At 61.6% G+C, this 16,354-nt stretch carries 13 protein-coding genes; 10 read left to right on the top strand and 3 right to left on the bottom strand.

The annotated features are described in order from the left end of the window. The first annotated feature begins 21 nt into the window (after nucleotides 1-21). Both flgE and B348_RS0121910 read left to right on the top strand, forming a co-directional pair. Nucleotides 22-1,338, top strand: coding sequence for a flagellar hook protein FlgE (flgE, locus tag B348_RS0121915; RefSeq protein WP_017738191.1), 1,317 nt, complete (start codon nucleotides 22-24; stop codon nucleotides 1,336-1,338). A 200-nt stretch (nucleotides 1,339-1,538) separates the two neighbouring features. Then, complete coding sequence (locus B348_RS0121910; RefSeq protein ID WP_017738190.1) at nucleotides 1,539-2,609, top strand: hypothetical protein; 1,071 nt, start codon at nucleotides 1,539-1,541, stop codon at nucleotides 2,607-2,609. A 94-nt stretch (nucleotides 2,610-2,703) separates the two neighbouring features. Here B348_RS0121910 and B348_RS0121905 read toward each other — a convergent pair whose 3' ends face one another. Continuing rightward, entirely contained in the window at nucleotides 2,704-5,598 is a 2,895-nt protein-coding gene (locus B348_RS0121905; RefSeq protein ID WP_017738189.1) for a ribonucleoside-diphosphate reductase subunit alpha, read from the bottom strand. Between the two features lie 620 nt (nucleotides 5,599-6,218). Here B348_RS0121905 and B348_RS0121900 point away from each other — a divergent pair. After that, the gene (locus tag B348_RS0121900) at nucleotides 6,219-6,941 is read left to right on the top strand and encodes a response regulator (RefSeq protein WP_017738188.1); all 723 of its coding nucleotides are present in this window, start codon (nucleotides 6,219-6,221) and stop codon (nucleotides 6,939-6,941) included. Further along, nucleotides 6,938-8,548 carry an ATP-binding protein gene (locus B348_RS0121895; protein ID WP_017738187.1) on the top strand — a complete coding sequence of 537 codons (1,611 nt, stop codon included), beginning with the start codon at nucleotides 6,938-6,940 and terminating at the stop codon, nucleotides 8,546-8,548. Before B348_RS0121900 ends, B348_RS0121895 begins: the two co-directional genes overlap by 4 nt. A gap of 98 nt (nucleotides 8,549-8,646) precedes the next feature. Here B348_RS0121895 and B348_RS0121890 read toward each other — a convergent pair whose 3' ends face one another. Continuing rightward, nucleotides 8,647-9,363, bottom strand: a complete 717-nt coding sequence (locus tag B348_RS0121890) for a 4'-phosphopantetheinyl transferase (protein WP_026136977.1) — start codon at nucleotides 9,361-9,363, stop codon at nucleotides 8,647-8,649. Between the two features lie 111 nt (nucleotides 9,364-9,474). On the opposite strand from B348_RS0121890, the gene B348_RS0121885 reads away from it, so the two are divergent. From B348_RS0121885 to B348_RS0121875, 3 genes are read left to right on the top strand one after another with little or no spacing between them, the layout of a single operon-like run. Then, a complete protein-coding gene (locus B348_RS0121885; RefSeq protein WP_026136976.1) occupies nucleotides 9,475-9,783 on the top strand; it encodes a hypothetical protein in 309 nt (102 codons plus the stop codon). 18 nt (nucleotides 9,784-9,801) lie between these two features. Then, on the top strand, nucleotides 9,802-10,479 hold the full coding sequence (locus B348_RS0121880) for a response regulator transcription factor (RefSeq protein ID WP_017738184.1): 678 nt from the start codon (nucleotides 9,802-9,804) through the stop codon (nucleotides 10,477-10,479). After that, nucleotides 10,476-11,822, top strand: a complete 1,347-nt coding sequence (locus tag B348_RS0121875) for an ATP-binding protein (protein WP_017738183.1) — start codon at nucleotides 10,476-10,478, stop codon at nucleotides 11,820-11,822. The genes B348_RS0121880 and B348_RS0121875 overlap by 4 nt, the downstream gene beginning before the upstream one ends. Before the next feature lie 129 nt (nucleotides 11,823-11,951). On the opposite strand, the gene B348_RS0121870 is transcribed toward B348_RS0121875, so the two are convergent. Continuing rightward, nucleotides 11,952-12,950 carry an AraC family transcriptional regulator gene (locus tag B348_RS0121870; protein WP_017738182.1) on the bottom strand — a complete coding sequence of 333 codons (999 nt, stop codon included), beginning with the start codon at nucleotides 12,948-12,950 and terminating at the stop codon, nucleotides 11,952-11,954. Nucleotides 12,951-13,289: 339 nt separating this feature from the next. Here B348_RS0121870 and B348_RS0121860 point away from each other — a divergent pair, with 339 nt between their 5' ends. The 3 genes from B348_RS0121860 to B348_RS0121850 all read left to right on the top strand — a co-directional run bounded on the left by B348_RS0121860 (nucleotide 13,290) and on the right by B348_RS0121850 (nucleotide 16,293). After that, entirely contained in the window at nucleotides 13,290-14,621 is a 1,332-nt protein-coding gene (locus B348_RS0121860; protein ID WP_017738180.1) for a dicarboxylate/amino acid:cation symporter, read from the top strand. 137 nt (nucleotides 14,622-14,758) lie between these two features. Further along, nucleotides 14,759-15,712 carry an XdhC family protein gene (locus tag B348_RS0121855; RefSeq protein ID WP_017738179.1) on the top strand — a complete coding sequence of 318 codons (954 nt, stop codon included), beginning with the start codon at nucleotides 14,759-14,761 and terminating at the stop codon, nucleotides 15,710-15,712. Next, nucleotides 15,709-16,293, top strand: coding sequence for an NTP transferase domain-containing protein (locus tag B348_RS0121850; RefSeq protein WP_017738178.1), 585 nt, complete (start codon nucleotides 15,709-15,711; stop codon nucleotides 16,291-16,293). The genes B348_RS0121855 and B348_RS0121850 overlap by 4 nt, the downstream gene beginning before the upstream one ends. Nucleotides 16,294-16,354: the final 61 nt, after the last annotated feature.

Genomic DNA, 16,354 nt, shown 5'->3' with positions numbered 1-16,354 from the left:
ATACGGCAGAGGGAGAGAAACATGTCTTTTAACATCGGCCTTAGCGGCCTCTATGCGGCCAACAAACAACTGGACGTGACCGGCAACAACATCGCCAACGTCGCGACCACCGGCTTCAAATCGTCCCGTGCGGAATTCGCCGACATCTACGCCGCGTCCAAGCTCGGCACCGGCCAGAACACCATCGGCAACGGTGTGAACCTGGCGGCAGTGTCCCAGCAGTTCACCCAGGGTGAAGTGAACGCCAGCGGCGGTATCCTGGACATGGCGATCCAGGGTGGCGGTTTCTTCGTACAGAAGGGCAGTGACGGTTCGCTGGAATACACCCGTAGCGGCGCCTTCCGTGCCGACAAAGACGGCTACATCACCAACAACACCGGCACTTCGCGCCTGCAAGGTTATGCGGCAGACGAAAATGGCAAGATCACCAAGGGTGGCCTGGTCGACCTGCAGCTGAACCTGGCCAACCTGCCGCCAAAGGCGTCCACCAAAGTGGATTCCAGCAGCAACCTGAACTCCTCTGAGCCGGTCATCGACCAGAGCAAGAAGCCGTTCGATCCGCTCAAGACCGACACCTTCACCACGTCCTACAGCACCACGCTGTACGACTCCCAGGGCAACGCCCACCCGATGGTGCAGTATGTGGTGAAAACCGACGCCAACGAATGGCAGTCGTACACCTTGATCGATGGCCGCAACCCTGATGGTACGCCGCCAACCGGTAACGCTACGGACATGAAGCCGCCTGTGCCTTCGACGTTGACCTTCGACGGTGCCGGTAACCTCAAGAGCATCGTGACCGGCGGTGTGGCTGGCACGACCTTGACCATCAAGGATTGGGTGCCAGGTACGGTGACCGACGGCGTCTGGAAGGCCAACGACGCGACGGCGAACAAGGACGGCATTGCGATCAACATGTCCAACGTCACCCAATACAACTCGGCCACCTACCGCAACCCGCCGGTCACCGATGGCTACGCCACCGGCCAGATCACCGGCCTGAAAGTCGACGGCAACGGCGTGCTGTTCGCTACGTTCAGCAACCAGCAGAGCAAGGCCATCGGCCAGATCTCCCTGGCCAGCTTCAACAACGAGCAGGGCCTGCAACCGGCTGGCGGCACCACCTGGAGAGAGACCTTCGCGTCAGGCCAGCCGGGCTACGACTCCCCGCAAGCGGGCACCCTGGGTTCGATCGTGGCCGGTTCCCTGGAGAACTCCAACGTCAACCTGACCAACGAGCTGGTGGACCTGATCAAGGCCCAGAGCAACTACCAGGCGAACGCCAAGACCATCTCCACCCAGAGCACCATCATGCAGACCATCATCCAGATGACGTGATGTTGCCGGCCTGAATGTGGCGAAGGAAAACCCCTCAATGAGGGGTTTTTTTTTGCCGGGTTTTTACTGCGTGGGGGCCTTTTCCTCGATCAGAGGCATCCATCGAATGACACACTTCAGGTCGGAACGGCTCCGCCATTCTCACCACTTATCTGGCCAACAGGGCGGTTGATAGGGGGGGGAATATGCGAGGGGTATACATGCCGGCCCAAGTGTCTTGGGGGCAAATCAGTGGCAGGAGTGATGCGGGCAGTTCAGGACAATCCAGGGACGCAACCGTCGATCCTCAGAAAGCGGATCCCGATAAAGAGGCCGTTTCAAAGCTCATCAGGGAGTTGGAGGATGCCCAGAAGACGTCCAAGACCCAAAGCGAGCGGGAACTGCGCGAAAAGCTCAAAGAACTGCGCGAAAAACTCGGCGAAGAAAAGTTCAAGGCGATCATCGAGCAACTGAAGAAAGAAGCTTCTTACGCCTGGCTCGCTATTTTGAAAGCGCTGTTCCCGGACTTGTTTCCCGAAGATGTATCTCCACCAGCACCACCCATCGATAACCGCGGTGGGGGTGGCGGGGGAGGCGGTGTCAACCGAAATGACTTTGGCGGCTCGGAGCCCATGTCCAACGTGCCGCCCAGCACGGGGGCCGGTTTCTACAACTACAGGACCGACACCGGCAAGCCCGGGGAGATACCCAGTACAGAGTTCGGCGCCGGTAATATCTGGAGTGGTTTCAGGCAGGGCCCCAACGGAAGCTGCGTGACCGTTTCAGCGATAAAGGCAGCAATGATGAGGTATGGCAAGAACCCTCAGGATATCTTCAGGAGCGTAACCGACTTGGGGGATCGCTATGACGTCACGATGAAGGATGGCTACAACCTTCAGTTGACCAAGCAGGAGTTGCAGCAGGCAGCGCAATACGCGCGTTTTGAAGGTGATGATCCGCAAATGCTGACCAACGCCAACTTTCTCTACGCGGCGAGTGCCAAGCGCGCCATGATCGAAGGTAACGGTCTGGATGACGACCCTAACGTTTCACGGCGCAGTTTTGCGCATGCGATGCAAAGCTTGAACAACGGTGAAATGCCCCATGAGGCGCTGGATCGCCTGGGTTTGGAAGGTCTTTACTATCAGACATCGAGCAATAGTTTGGCGAATGGCCAGCTAGGGGTAGTGGCCTACAGCGGACACTCAATGGCCGTAATTGGTGGGCGAATCGAGTTGTGGGGGCGGCGCGGAGGTCATCCTGAATCAGGCATTGCCTATGCATTGAGGTGAATGCAGCGCTCAATAAAAAGCCCGATAAACCCTGTGCAGTCGGGGTTTATCGGGCTTTTCAATCCAGGGCATTCACGCCCTGGACCGGCTCAGCTTATTGGCAAGCTTCGCAATCCGGCTCGTCGATCGCGCAGGCCTTTGGCACTGGCGCCGGGCCGGCAGGGGCGGCGAGCACCGAGTCATCACCGTGGTTGCCGCTGGAAACAGCGTTCAGCTTACCGGTGTTGATGGTCGATTTCTCGGTGCTGGTCGCGGCCAGGGCACGGAGGTAGTAAGTGGTTTTCAGGCCACGGTACCAAGCCATGCGGTAGGTCACGTCCAGCTTCTTGCCCGATGCACCGGCGATGTACAGGTTCAGGGACTGGGCCTGGTCGATCCACTTCTGACGACGGCTGGCGGCGTCAACGATCCACTTGGTGTCCACTTCGAAGGCGGTCGCGTAGAGCTCTTTGAGTTCTTGCGGGATGCGCTCGATCTGCTGCACGGAACCGTCGTAGTACTTCAGGTCGTTGATCATGACCGAGTCCCACAGGCCGCGGGCCTTGAGGTCGCGAACCAGGTACGGGTTGATCACGGTGAATTCGCCCGACAGGTTCGATTTCACATACAGGTTCTGGTAGGTCGGTTCGATCGACTGCGATACGCCGGTGATGTTGGCGATGGTCGCGGTCGGCGCGATGGCCATGATGTTGGAGTTACGAATGCCTTTCTGCACACGGGCACGTACCGGTGCCCAGTCCAGGGATTCGTTCAGGTCAACGTCGATGTACTTCTGGCCACGGGCTTCGATCAGGATCTGTTGCGAATCCAGCGGCAGGATGCCCTTGGACCACAGCGAACCCTGGAACGTCTCGTACGCACCGCGCTCGTCGGCCAGGTCGCAGGAAGCCTGGATCGCGTAGTAGCTGACCGCTTCCATGGACTTGTCGGCGAACTCGACCGCAGCATCCGAACCGTAAGGAATGTGCTGCAGGTACAGCGCATCCTGGAAGCCCATGATGCCCAGGCCGACCGGACGGTGCTTGAAGTTGGAGTTCTGCGCCTGTGGCACCGAGTAGTAGTTGATGTCGATCACGTTATCGAGCATGCGCACTGCGGTGTTGACGGTACGTTCCAGCTTGGCGGTGTCCAGCTTGCCGTTGACGATGTGGTTCGGCAGGTTGATCGAGCCCAGGTTGCAAACGGCGATCTCGTCCTTGTTGGTGTTCAAGGTGATCTCGGTGCACAGGTTCGAGCTGTGGACCACGCCCACGTGCTGCTGCGGGCTGCGCAGGTTGCACGGGTCTTTGAAGGTCAGCCATGGGTGGCCGGTTTCAAACAGCATGGACAGCATCTTGCGCCACAGGTCTTTGGCCTGGATGGTCTTGAACAGCTTGATCTTGCCCGGGTACTGGGACAGGGCTTCGTAGTACTCGTAGCGCTCTTCGAAGGCCTTGCCGGTCAGGTCGTGCAGGTCCGGCACTTCGGACGGCGAGAACAGGGTCCACTGGCCGTCATCGAAGACACGCTTCATGAACAGGTCAGGGATCCAGTTGGCGGTGTTCATGTCGTGGGTACGACGGCGATCATCACCGGTGTTCTTGCGCAGCTCGATGAACTCTTCAATGTCCATGTGCCAGGTTTCCAGGTAGGCACACACTGCGCCTTTGCGCTTGCCGCCCTGGTTGACCGCTACGGCGGTGTCGTTCACCACTTTCAGGAACGGTACAACGCCCTGGGACTTGCCGTTGGTGCCCTTGATGTACGAACCCAGTGCACGCACCGGCGTCCAGTCGTTGCCCAGGCCGCCAGCGAATTTGGACAACATGGCGTTGTCGTGGATCGCGTGGTAGATGCCCGACAGGTCGTCCGGCACGGTGGTCAGGTAGCAGCTGGACAGCTGTGGACGCAGGGTACCGGCGTTGAACAGCGTCGGTGTGGACGACATGTAGTCGAAGGACGACAACAGGTTGTAGAACTCGATGGCGCGGTCTTCTTTGTGCTTCTCTTCAATCGCCAGGCCCATGGCCACGCGCATGAAGAACACTTGCGGCAGTTCGAAGCGGATCCCGTCCTTGTGGATGAAGTAACGGTCGTACAGGGTTTGCAGGCCCAGGTACGTGAACTGCTGGTCGCGTTCGTGGTTGATCGCCTTGCCGAGTTTTTCCAGGTCGAAGGTGGCCAGGATCGGGTTCAGCAATTCGAATTCGATACCCTTGGCGATGTACGCAGGCAAGGCCTTGGCGTACAGGTCGGCCATCTCGTGGTGGGTGGCGCTGTCGGCAACGCCGAGGAAGCCCAGGCCTTCGGCACGCAGGGTGTCCATCAGCAGGCGCGCGGTCACGAACGAGTAGTTCGGCTCACGTTCAACCAGGGTACGGGCGGTCATCACCAGGGCGGTGTTGACGTCGGTCAGGGCCACGCCGTCGTACAGGTTCTTCAGGGTTTCGCGCTGGATCAGGTCACCATCGACTTCTTCCAGGCCTTCGCAGGCCTCGGTGATGATGGTGTTCAGGCGGCCCAGGTCCAGCGGTGCAAACGTACCGTCGGCCAGGGTGATGCGGATCGACGGGTGAGCTTGCACGGCAGCGTCTTCGGCTGGGGTGCGCACGGCCCGCTCCTTGGAGCGGGCGTCACGGTAGATCACGTAGTCGCGGGCCACTTTCTGCTCGCCGGCACGCATCAGGGCCAGTTCGACCTGGTCCTGGATTTCTTCGATGTGGATGGTGCCGCCCGATGGCATGCGACGCTTGAAGGTCGCGGTGACTTGTTCGGTCAGGCGGGCAACGGTGTCGTGGATGCGCGACGAAGCGGCAGCGGTGCCGCCTTCAACTGCAAGAAACGCTTTGGTGATGGCGACGGTGATTTTGTCATCGGTGTAAGGAACGACAGTGCCGTTACGCTTGATCACGCGCAGTTGGCCGGGTGCGGTGGCGGACAGATCCAGGTTCGAATCGGCGGCCTGCGTCACGGAGCCTTGCGGGTTCTCGCGAGTTGTGTCGGTTTGCATGGGGGGTTGTCTCCACGTTCTATATTTGATTGCGAGTGCCAGGCTCTTCCTGCAACACCCGTACCGTTTTCCATATCGGGGAATGGGAAACAGCTGCCATCCGCGTGAGCGGTTTGGTCTACTGAAAAATCGGTTGGTTCCCTACTGCGTCAGCAATAAAACCCTTGAATTTCGAACCACTTGTGTGGTTAAGCGATTTGCTCGAAAACCCCACATATAGGGTCTGTCGTGTCGCCGAGGTACAAGATAATGCGTTTCGGAAGGGTTGGCAACGCAGTAACCTGTGGATAACGCTGTGGGTAAAATGTGTATGAAAGGTCCAACCTGCGTGTAGGCCGCATTACTGCTGCGTTACGCCGTTTGTCATGAAATATTTCCGGCTCAAAACCGCTGGGCCATTTTCGAAGGGCGCGAACCCTATCACAGATTATCGCGATCACCGAATGGATTTCCCGCCTTGTGCTACAGGCCGTGGGCATGGCTACAATCGGCCTCTGTTATGCCCTCAAAACATGACAAACAGGGTACGACCGATGGAGATCAAACTGTGGGAGCAAGCCAGCTCCCACAGTTTGATCTCCATCGGCCAGAAGAACGTCTAATAACAACGAGGACCACCCGTGGAGCAAGAAGCCTGGCAAATACTGATCGTCGAGGACGACGAACGTTTGGCCGAGTTGACCCGTGATTACCTGGAAAGCAACGGCCTGCGCGTCTCGGTCGAGGGCGACGGCGCCCTGGCCGCAGCGCGGATCATCGCCGAGCAACCGGACCTGGTGATCCTCGACCTCATGCTCCCCGGCGAAGACGGCCTGAGCATCTGCCGCAAGGTGCGCGAGCGCTACGACGGCGTGATCCTGATGCTCACCGCGCGCACCGACGACATGGACCAGGTGCTCGGCCTCGACATGGGCGCCGACGACTATGTGTGCAAACCCGTGCGCCCGCGCCTCTTGTTGGCGCGCATCCAGGCCCTGCTGCGGCGCAGCGAGCCGGCCGAGCCGGCCCACGTAGAAAACCGCCGCCTGCAATTCGGCCCGCTGGTGGTGGACAACGCCCTGCGTGAGGCCTGGTTGCAGGACGGCAGTATCGAACTGACCAGCGCCGAGTTCGACCTTTTATGGCTGCTGGTGGCAAATGCCGGGCGCATCCTGTCCCGCGAAGAGATCTTCATCGCCCTGCGCGGCATCGGCTACGACGGCCAGGACCGCTCCATTGACGTGCGCATCTCACGTATCCGCCCAAAAATAGGCGACGACCCGATCCACCCGCGCCTGATCAAGACCATCCGCAGCAAAGGCTACCTGTTCGTCCCCGAAGCCGCCGCCGACATGCCGCTGTGAACTCGATCTTCCTGCGCATCTACGGTGGCATGTGCGCGGCCCTGATCCTCGTGGCGCTGCTGGGCGTGCTGGCCCTGCACCTGCTCAACGAGGTACGCAGCGGCCAGTACCGCGAGCGCCTGGCCCACGGCACCTTTGCGCTGATGGGCGACAACCTCAAGCCGATGAGCCCCATCGAGCGCCAGCGCGCCCTGGCGGTGTGGGAGCGCTTGCTCGGCATTCCCCTGGAGCTGCGCAGCCTCAGCGACGCGCAGCTGGACCTGAGCCAGCGCAACCGCCTGCAACGCGGCCAGGTCCTGGTGCAGCAGACCGGCCCCCATGCGGCGCGGGTGCTGCGCCTGGTCAGCGAGCAGGAGTCGCTGGTGTTGACCGGTGAAGTGCAGCAGATCAGCGAGCAATTGGCCCGCGCGACGATCTACCTGCTGGCCGATGAACTGGTGCGCTACCCCGTCGCCGAACAGCCGCAGCGCCTGGCCGATATAAAGGAAGCCAAGGGCTTTGGCTTCGAGATGCATCTGATGGCCCTCGACCAGGCCGATATGGACGACGACCAGCGCCGTCGCGTCGCGGAAGGCGACACGGTGATGGCCCTGGGCAAGGGCGGCGATTCGATCCGCGTGTTTGCCGGCATGGTCGGCACGCCGTGGGTGTTGGAAATCGGCCCGCTGTATCAAATGAACCCGTACCCGCCGCAATGGCTGATCCTCATCGCGTTGATCGGCCTGACCCTGATCGGCTTGATCGTCTATCTATTGGTGCGCCAGCTGGAGCGGCGCCTCAAAGGCCTGGAGGCTGCCGCCACACGGATCGCCAAAGGCAACCTGGAAGTGCGCGTGCCCGCCCGTGGCGCCGACTCGGTGGGGCGCCTGGCCGCGGCCTTTAATGGCATGGCCGAGCACTTGCAGCAACTGCTGGCGATCCAGCGCGAACTGGTGCGCGCCGTGTCCCACGAATTGCGCACGCCGGTGGCGCGCCTGCGTTTCGGCCTGGAGATGGTCGGCGATGCCACCACGCCGGAAGCGCGGCACAAATACCTGGAGGGCATGGACAGCGACATCCAGGACCTCGATGGCCTGGTGGACGAAATGCTCACCTATGCCCGCCTGGAGCAGGGCGCGCCGGAGCTGAATTTCCAGCGTGTCGACCTCAGTGCGTTGCTCGACCAGGTGATCGGCGAATTATCGCCACTGCGCCCGCAGGTCGCGGTCACCCGGGGCATTTGCCTGTCTTCGGCGCATTGGGACGACGCCTGGGTCGACGCCGAACCGCGTTACCTGCACCGTGCCCTGCAAAACCTGGTGAGCAACGCCATGCGGCATGCCCAGGGCCAGGTCATGATCAGTTACCAGGTGGGGCAGGTGCGTTGCCGCATCGATGTGGAGGACGACGGCCCGGGCGTGCCGGAAAGCGCGTGGGAGCGCATCTTCACGCCGTTCTTGCGCCTGGATGACAGCCGCACCCGCGCGTCGGGCGGGCATGGGCTGGGGTTGTCGATTGTGCGGCGGATTATCTATTGGCATGGCGGGCGGGCGTTGATTGGCAAGAGCAACAATTTGGGTGGGGCTTGTTTCAGCCTGAGCTGGCCCAGGGATCAAGAGAAACCTTGAGGCCCTCATCGCAGGCAAGCCAGCTCCCACAGTGGACTACATTCCAACGTTGAAACTCGGTCAACTGTGGGAGCTGGCTTGCCTGCGATAGCGATCTATCAGGCGCCGACCGCCACCAGGCTCAACAACTGCCCATCCGCCACTACAAACTGCCCCACCAACTCCGTGCCATAACCCCACTCACTGGACAGATCCGTCAGCAACCGCAACCGCACAGCCCCCGACTCATGCCACTCCACCACCTCGGCATGCTCAAAATAAAAGCGCTTCTGCACAATCGGATACAGCGCCTTGAACAAACTCTCCTTGGCCGAAAACGTCAGCGTCACCAGCAACGCGATCTGCTCGCGCGGCACCTCGGCCATGCGCTTGAGTTCATCGGCAGTGAGTATTTCCCCCGCCAGGCGCTCCGCCCGGTCCAGCGGCATCACATTCTCCAGGTCCATGCCCAGCCCGCGCCATTGCGCCTTGTGCCCGACAATCGCCGCCGCATGCCCGGTGCTGTGGGTGATGGAACCGCTGATATGCCCAGGCCACACCGGTGCGCGGTCATCGCCGATAGCGGGGATGCAGTCGAGCTGATCCAGTTGTTGCAACGCCGCACGCGCACACAGGCGGCCGGCCAGGAATTCGGCCTGGCGCTTGGCCACTGAGCGCTGGATGCTCGGCGGTGGCGGCACGGCGCTGCGTTGGAAGTCGCCATCGGCCAGCAAGGCCGGGTCGAAACGGGTGCTGAGCAGCACCGTGCCGGGCAAGGGTTCGGGCAGTGGCCAATGGGCGTCGAGTGGGGTGCAGCAAGCGGGTAGGGGCGTCATGGGCGCTATTTTGCCGAGTTGATAGGTCAGAGGATAGCCCGCTGTTCAGGGGGAGTTCAGGGGCGCCTGCGTAGTCTGGCCTCAACAGCCAAACGCGTAGAGGTAAGCACCATGACTGCGATGAAAAAGCTGATGTTGGCGTTGACCATGCTCAGTGCCACCTCCGGGGCCCAGGCCGTCGACGGTTTCTTTCCGGGATTTGGCAGCGAGAAGACCAAGAAATCCAGCACGCTGATCCAGCGTGTCAGCGTCGAAAACGCGGGCAGCCAGCCCACGCCGTGGGGCCAGTCCCTGGGCTTTGCCGCCGCGCAGCCGACGTACCGCACCGGCTACGCACACCTGACGGGCCACTACAATGGCACTAAACTGCGCCCGCAAGACCTGCAGGGCCGCTATGATATCCCTCTGTCGGACAGTTGATTTGCCTTGGAGAGCCTTATGAAATTGCTGGTGGTGGAAGATGAGGCACTGCTGCGTCATCACCTGTTGACCCGCCTGACCGACAGCGGACACGTGGTCGAGGCCGTGGCCAATGCCGAAGAGGCGCTGTACCAGACCGGCCAATTCAACCATGACCTGGCGATCATCGACCTGGGGCTGCCCGGCATGGGCGGCCTGGATCTGATCCGCCAGTTGCGCACCCAGGCCAAGACCTTTCCGATCCTGATCCTCACCGCGCGCGGCAACTGGCAGGACAAGGTCGAAGGCCTCGCCGCCGGCGCCGACGACTATGTGGTCAAGCCGTTCCAGTTCGAAGAGCTGGAGGCGCGCATGAACGCCCTGTTGCGCCGCTCCAGCGGGTTTACCCAGTCGACCATCGTGGCCGGGCCGCTGATGCTCGACCTCAACCGCAAGCAGGCGTCCCTCGACGAACAACCGCTGGCGCTGACTGCCTACGAGTACCGCATCCTCGAATACCTCATGCGTCATCACCAGCAGGTGGTCGCCAAGGATCGCCTGATGGAACAGCTCTACCCGGATGACGACGAGCGCGATCCAAACGTCATCGAAGTCTTGGTCGGCCGCCTGCGCCGCAAGCTGGAAGGCCCGGCAGGGTTCAAGCCGATCGACACCGTGCGCGGCCTGGGCTACCTGTTCAATGAGCGCTGCGTTTGATTCGCTCGCTACGCGTGCGCCTGATGCTGGCGGCCGCCACCCTGGCCGTGCTGTTTATGCTCGGCTTGTTGCCGGCCATGCAGGGCGCGTTCAGCCTGGCGTTGCAGGATTCCATCGAGCAGCGCCTGGCGTCGGACGTCACCACGCTGATCTCCGCCGCCCGTGTGGAAAACAACCGCCTGCTGATGCCGGCGCAGTTGCCCGACGAACGTTTCAACCTCACTGACAGCCGCCTGCTCGGTTATATCTACGACCGCGAAGGCCATCTGGTGTGGCGCTCGCGGGCGACCAAGGAAGAAAACATCAACTACAAACCGCGCTACGACGGGCGCGGTAACGAGTTTGCGCGGATTCGCGAGGCCAATGGCCAGGAATTTTTCGTCTATGACGTGGAGGTCAAGCTGCTCGGTGGCAAGAGCGCGGCGTTCAGTATCGTCGCCCTGCAACCAGTGCGTGAGTACCAGCTGACCCTCGAAGGCCTGCGGGAAAACCTCTACCTGGGTTTCGGCGCGGCCTTGCTGGTGCTGCTGACGCTGCTGTGGCTGGGCCTGACCTGGGGCCTGCAAGCCTTGCGGCGCTTGAGCCAGGAACTGGACCAGATCGAAGGCGGCACCCGCGAGAGCCTTTCCGAAGAGCACCCGCGTGAATTGCTGCGCCTCACCGGTTCCCTCAACCGTTTGCTTGCCAGCGAACGCGAGCAACGGGCACGTTATCGCGACTCCCTGGACGACCTGGCCCACAGCCTGAAAACCCCGCTCGCCGTGTTGCAGGGCGTCAGCGAAGACATGGCCCAACGCCCCGAAGACCGCGATCAAGCCTGGGTGCTGCAATCGCAGATCGAGCGCATGAGCCAGCAGATCAGCTACCAATTGCAGCGCGCCAGCCTGCGCAAAAGCGGCCTGGTGCGCCATCAGGTGCGCCTGGAACCGGTGCTGCAAAGCCTGTGTGACACGTTGGACAAGGTCTACCGCGACAAGGGTGTCACCGTGGCCTTCGACTTGCCGGACGAGTGCTACGTGCCGATCGAGAAGGGCGCCTTGCTGGAAATGCTCGGCAACCTGCTGGAAAACGCCTATCGCCTGTGTTTGCGCGAAGTGCGCATCCGCCTCGTGGAAAGCCTCGAAGGCTGCGAGTTATGTATTGAAGATGATGGGCCGGGCGTACCGCCGGACCAGCGGGCGCGGATTCTGCAACGGGGTGAGCGGCTGGACCGCCAGCATCCGGGGCAGGGGATCGGGTTGGCGGTGGTCAAGGACATCATCGAAAGTTACGGCGCGCGGCTGACCTTGGGGGATTCGCCGTTGGGTGGGGCCGCTTTCAAAATTCATTTTCCGGCTGTTTGATCTTTTTTGCCTGTGCTGGCCTCATCGCAGGCAAGCCAGCTCCCACATTCGACCGGGTTCCAACTTTGAAATGCAGTCAACTGTGGGAGCTGGCTTGCCTGCGATGAGGCCCGCCCAGCCAACACATCTCTAGCTCTCCTGCGCCCGATACGCCCCCGGCGTCACCCCCGTCCACTTCTTGAACGCCCGATGAAACGCCGACGGCTCGGAAAACCCCAACTGCTCGGCAATCTCCTGCAGCGACAAATCCGCCCGCCCCAGATGATAGATGGCGATGTCCCGCCGCAGCTCATCCTTGAGCGCCTGAAAGCTGGTGCCTTCCTCACGCAGATGCCTGCGCAGCGTCTGTGGGCTGATGTGCAAGTGTTGGGCGACGGCTTCCAGATCCGGCCAGGGCGTGCGGTCGCGGCTGAGCAGGCGGCGTAGCTGGCTGCTCAAGCTGTCGCCTTCGTCCGGCCGCGACAGCAGGTCGGCCGGCGAGCGCTCCAGGAAATGCTTGAGCGTGCGCTCATCCTGCAACAGCGGCAGGCTCAGGTAGCGCGCGGGAAACACCAGGCTGCTGTGCGCTGCGCCAAATACCTGATCGCAGGGAAACAGCAGGTCGTACTCGCTGGCATGGGCCGGCATCGGGTAACTGAACGTGGCCTGGTGCAGGCGGATGCGCTGGCCGATCAGCCAACTGCCGAGGCGATGCCAGATCACCAGCAGGCATTCGCTGAGGAAGTGATCCGGGTCCCACAATTGCGAGTCGTCCAGGCTCAAGCGGGCCATGTCGCCTTCGCGCGTCAGCTGCCAGCGCGGGCCCTGTGGGAATAGGCTATAAAATAATAAGCCGCGTTCCAGCGCCTTCTCCAGGGTGCGGCAGTGGATCAGCGCGTGGCACATCATCGCGAAAGTGCCGCGCTTGCTTGGGCCTTCGGCGAAGCCCAGGTATTCGTCATCCAGCCCCAGCCAGAGCATTTGCAGCAGTTGGGTGAATTGCTCGGGGGCAATGCGCGCGCGGGGTTCGCTCAGCAGTTCCGGGGTGATCCCCACCTGCTGCAACAGCGCCGAATAGTCGTAACCCGCCCGGCGTGCACCGCCGAGCGCGGCCCGGGCGTAGTGACTGGCGATGGTACGTTCACGCATGCGAAGGCCTCGTCCATGGAGTGGCGGATGTTAGCCACCCGTGGAAAGGGCGACAAGGCGGATATCCGCCAAATTGTAGGACGGGATTGGATGAGTGGGCGGAAATCCGCCACCGGATTCGGCGCGGTGGAGGGCGCCTGAAAACCCGCAACCCTGATGTCTAAAGGCCTTCAGGCGTTTTCAGAGAAGTGGCACGGCGTTTGCGATAAGGATTACAGCGCAGGCCTGGACCTACAGGCTTCGCAAACAACAAATCCCTCCAGTGCAGGAGGGTTCGCAATTGAAGTGTCGTGGGCAATGGCGGATCTTTGCCACACGGGACGATTGAGGAACTTTGCAATGACGACTCGTCAGCCAATCTACAAATCCCTGTATTTCCAGGTGATCGTTGCCATCGTAATCGGTATTTTGCTCGGTCACTTCTACCCGGACACCGGCGTGGCCCTCAAGCCGCTGGGTGACGGGTTTATCAAACTGATCAAAATGGTCATCGCCCCGATCATCTTCTGCACCGTTGTCAGCGGCATCGCTGGCATGCAAAGCATGAAATCGGTGGGCAAGACCGGCGGCTACGCGCTGCTGTACTTCGAAATCGTTTCCACCGTCGCGCTGCTGATCGGCCTGATCGTGGTGAACGTCGTGCAACCGGGCGCCGGCATGCACATCGACGTAGCGACCCTGGATGCTTCCAAAGTCGCGGCCTACGTGACCGCCGGTAAAGACCAGAGCATCGTCGGCTTTATCCTCAACGTTATCCCGAACACCATCGTCGGCGCCTTCGCCAACGGCGACATCCTGCAAGTGCTGATGTTCTCGGTGATCTTCGGTTTCGCCCTGCACCGCCTGGGTGCCTACGGCAAGCCGGTACTGGACTTCATCGATCGCTTCGCCCACGTGATGTTCAACATCATCAACATGATCATGAAGCTCGCGCCAATCGGTGCCCTGGGCGCCATGGCGTTCACCATCGGTGCCTACGGCGTCGGTTCGCTGGTGCAGTTGGGCCAGCTGATGATCTGCTTCTACATCACTTGCATCCTGTTCGTGCTGGTGGTGCTGGGCGGTATCTGCCGCGCTCACGGTTTCAGCGTGATCAAGCTGATCCGCTACATCCGTGAAGAGCTGTTGATCGTACTGGGTACTTCCTCCTCCGAATCCGCACTGCCACGCATGCTGATCAAGATGGAGCGTCTGGGCGCGAAGAAATCCGTAGTAGGCCTGGTGATTCCGACTGGCTACTCCTTCAACCTCGACGGTACTTCGATCTACCTGACCATGGCGGCCGTGTTCATCGCCCAGGCGACTGACACCCACATGGACATCACCCACCAGATCACCTTGCTGCTGGTGCTGCTGCTGTCCTCCAAAGGCGCGGCTGGCGTGACCGGTTCGGGCTTTATCGTACTGGCTGCCACCCTGTCGGCCGTAGGCCACCTGCCGGTTGCCGGCCTGGCGCTGATCCTGGGTATCGACCGCTTCATGTCCGAAGCCCGCGCACTGACCAACCTCGTGGGTAACGCCGTTGCCACCATCGTTGTGGCCAAGTGGGTCAAGGAGCTGGACACCGACAAGCTGCAAAGCGAGCTGGCGTCTGGCGGTACCGGTATCTCGGAAACCCGCGAACTGGACGACCTGGGCGTGGCCGAAGGCCCTGCACCGACCGTCAAGTAAGGCGCTGATGGCGTGAACTGACGCCCACCGCTACGCACAAACGCCCCGACCTGTTCGGGGCGTTTGCGTTTCTGGCGGTTTTTTTGTTTTACAGTGAGTGAATCGTTTTTTTTGTTTTAACGCCTGCTGGAGGTCGGATGGACAGCGTGGATCTGAATGTCCTGCGCAGCGTGCTCGAATGGCGCCGTGCCGGGCAGCGTGTGGTGTTGTACAGCGTCGTGCAGACCTGGGGCAGTGCGCCGCGCCCGCCGGGGGCGATGCTGGCCCTGCGTGGCGACGGGGTGGTGATCGGCTCGGTGTCGGGTGGTTGCATCGAGGATGACTTGATCGCCCGGCTGTACGATGGCCGGCTGGCCGATGATGGGCCGCCGGTGCAACTGGTGACCTACGGTGTCACCCGCGATGAGGCGGCGCGCTTTGGCCTGCCGTGCGGCGGCACCTTGCGCCTGACCGAGGAGCGGGTGGAGGAGTGGGCGTGGGTGGCAGAGCTGCTGGCGCGTTGCGAGGATCATCAGATGGTCGCCCGCGAGCTGAACCTGAGCACCGGCGAGGTCACGCTGAGCCCCGCGAGCAAGGCCGATGCGCTGACGTTCGACGGCGAACGCCTGCGCGCTATCTACGGCCCGCGCTGGCGCCTGTTGCTGATCGGCGCCGGCCAACTCTCGCGCTACGTGGCGCAGATGGCGCGGCTGCTGGATTTCGAGGTGTTGATCTGCGACCCGCGTAGCGAGTTCGTCCACGGCTGGGAGGAACAGCACGGCCGCTTTGTGCCGGGCATGCCTGACGAAGCGGTGCTGACTATCCAGGCCGATGCGCGCACGGCCATTGTCTGCCTGACCCATGATCCGCGCCTTGATGATATGGCGTTGCTCACGGCCCTCAACTCCGACGCGTTCTATATCGGCGCCCTCGGGTCGCGGGTCAACAGCCAGAAGCGCCGGGAAGACCTGGCGGCGCTGGGGTTGTCGGCGCCGGCGATTGCGCGCTTGCATGGGCCGATCGGCGTGTATATCGGCAGCCATACGCCGGCGGAGATAGCCCTGTCGTTGCTGGCGCAAATTGTGGCGATCAAGAATGGTGTGATGGCGTGAGGGTCACGGCGATTGTGCTGGCGGCGGGGCAGGGCAGCCGGTTCCGGGTGGAGGCAAGCCAGGATAAGCTGCTGGCGGATTGCGTGGGCCTGGATGGCGTGACGCGGCCGGTGATCGAACAGGTGCTGTTGAATCTGCCGGAACGCCTTGTGCGGCGCTGGGTGGTGACCTCACCGGCGCAGCATGAAGTCATTCGTCTGGCCGGGGTATACGGTTGTGAGGTGCTGCTGCTGGAATCGACGGGCATGGGTGACAGCCTGGCAGCGGCAGTTGCGGCCAGTGGTTCTGCGGACGGTTGGCTGGTGGTATTGGGGGATATGCCGTTCATTCAGCCGTCGAGTATTGAGCGGGTGATTGATGGCGTGAAGGCCGATGGCATCAGTGTGCCGGTGCAGGCGGGGCAGCATGGACATCCTGTGGCGTTCGGCCGGGCGTTTGGGCCGGGGTTGAGGGCGCTGAGCGGTGATCGTGGGGCCAAGTCACTGTTTGCGCAGGCGGCGGTGCATGAGGTTGTCGTGGATGATCCTGGCGTGCTGTGGGATGTAGACGTGCCGCAAGCGTTGAACTTCAAACCCATCTGAAGGTAGAAGCTGGCTTTTGTGGGAGCTGGCTTGCCTGCGATAGCGGTGGATCAGTAAACGA

Origin of the sequence: Pseudomonas sp. CBZ-4 (genome assembly GCF_000346755.1) — a bacterium.
Classification (GTDB): domain Bacteria; phylum Pseudomonadota; class Gammaproteobacteria; order Pseudomonadales; family Pseudomonadaceae; genus Aquipseudomonas.
The sequence above is the reverse complement of the archived record's forward strand: the minus strand, read 5'-3'. Positions and strand labels throughout refer to the sequence as shown.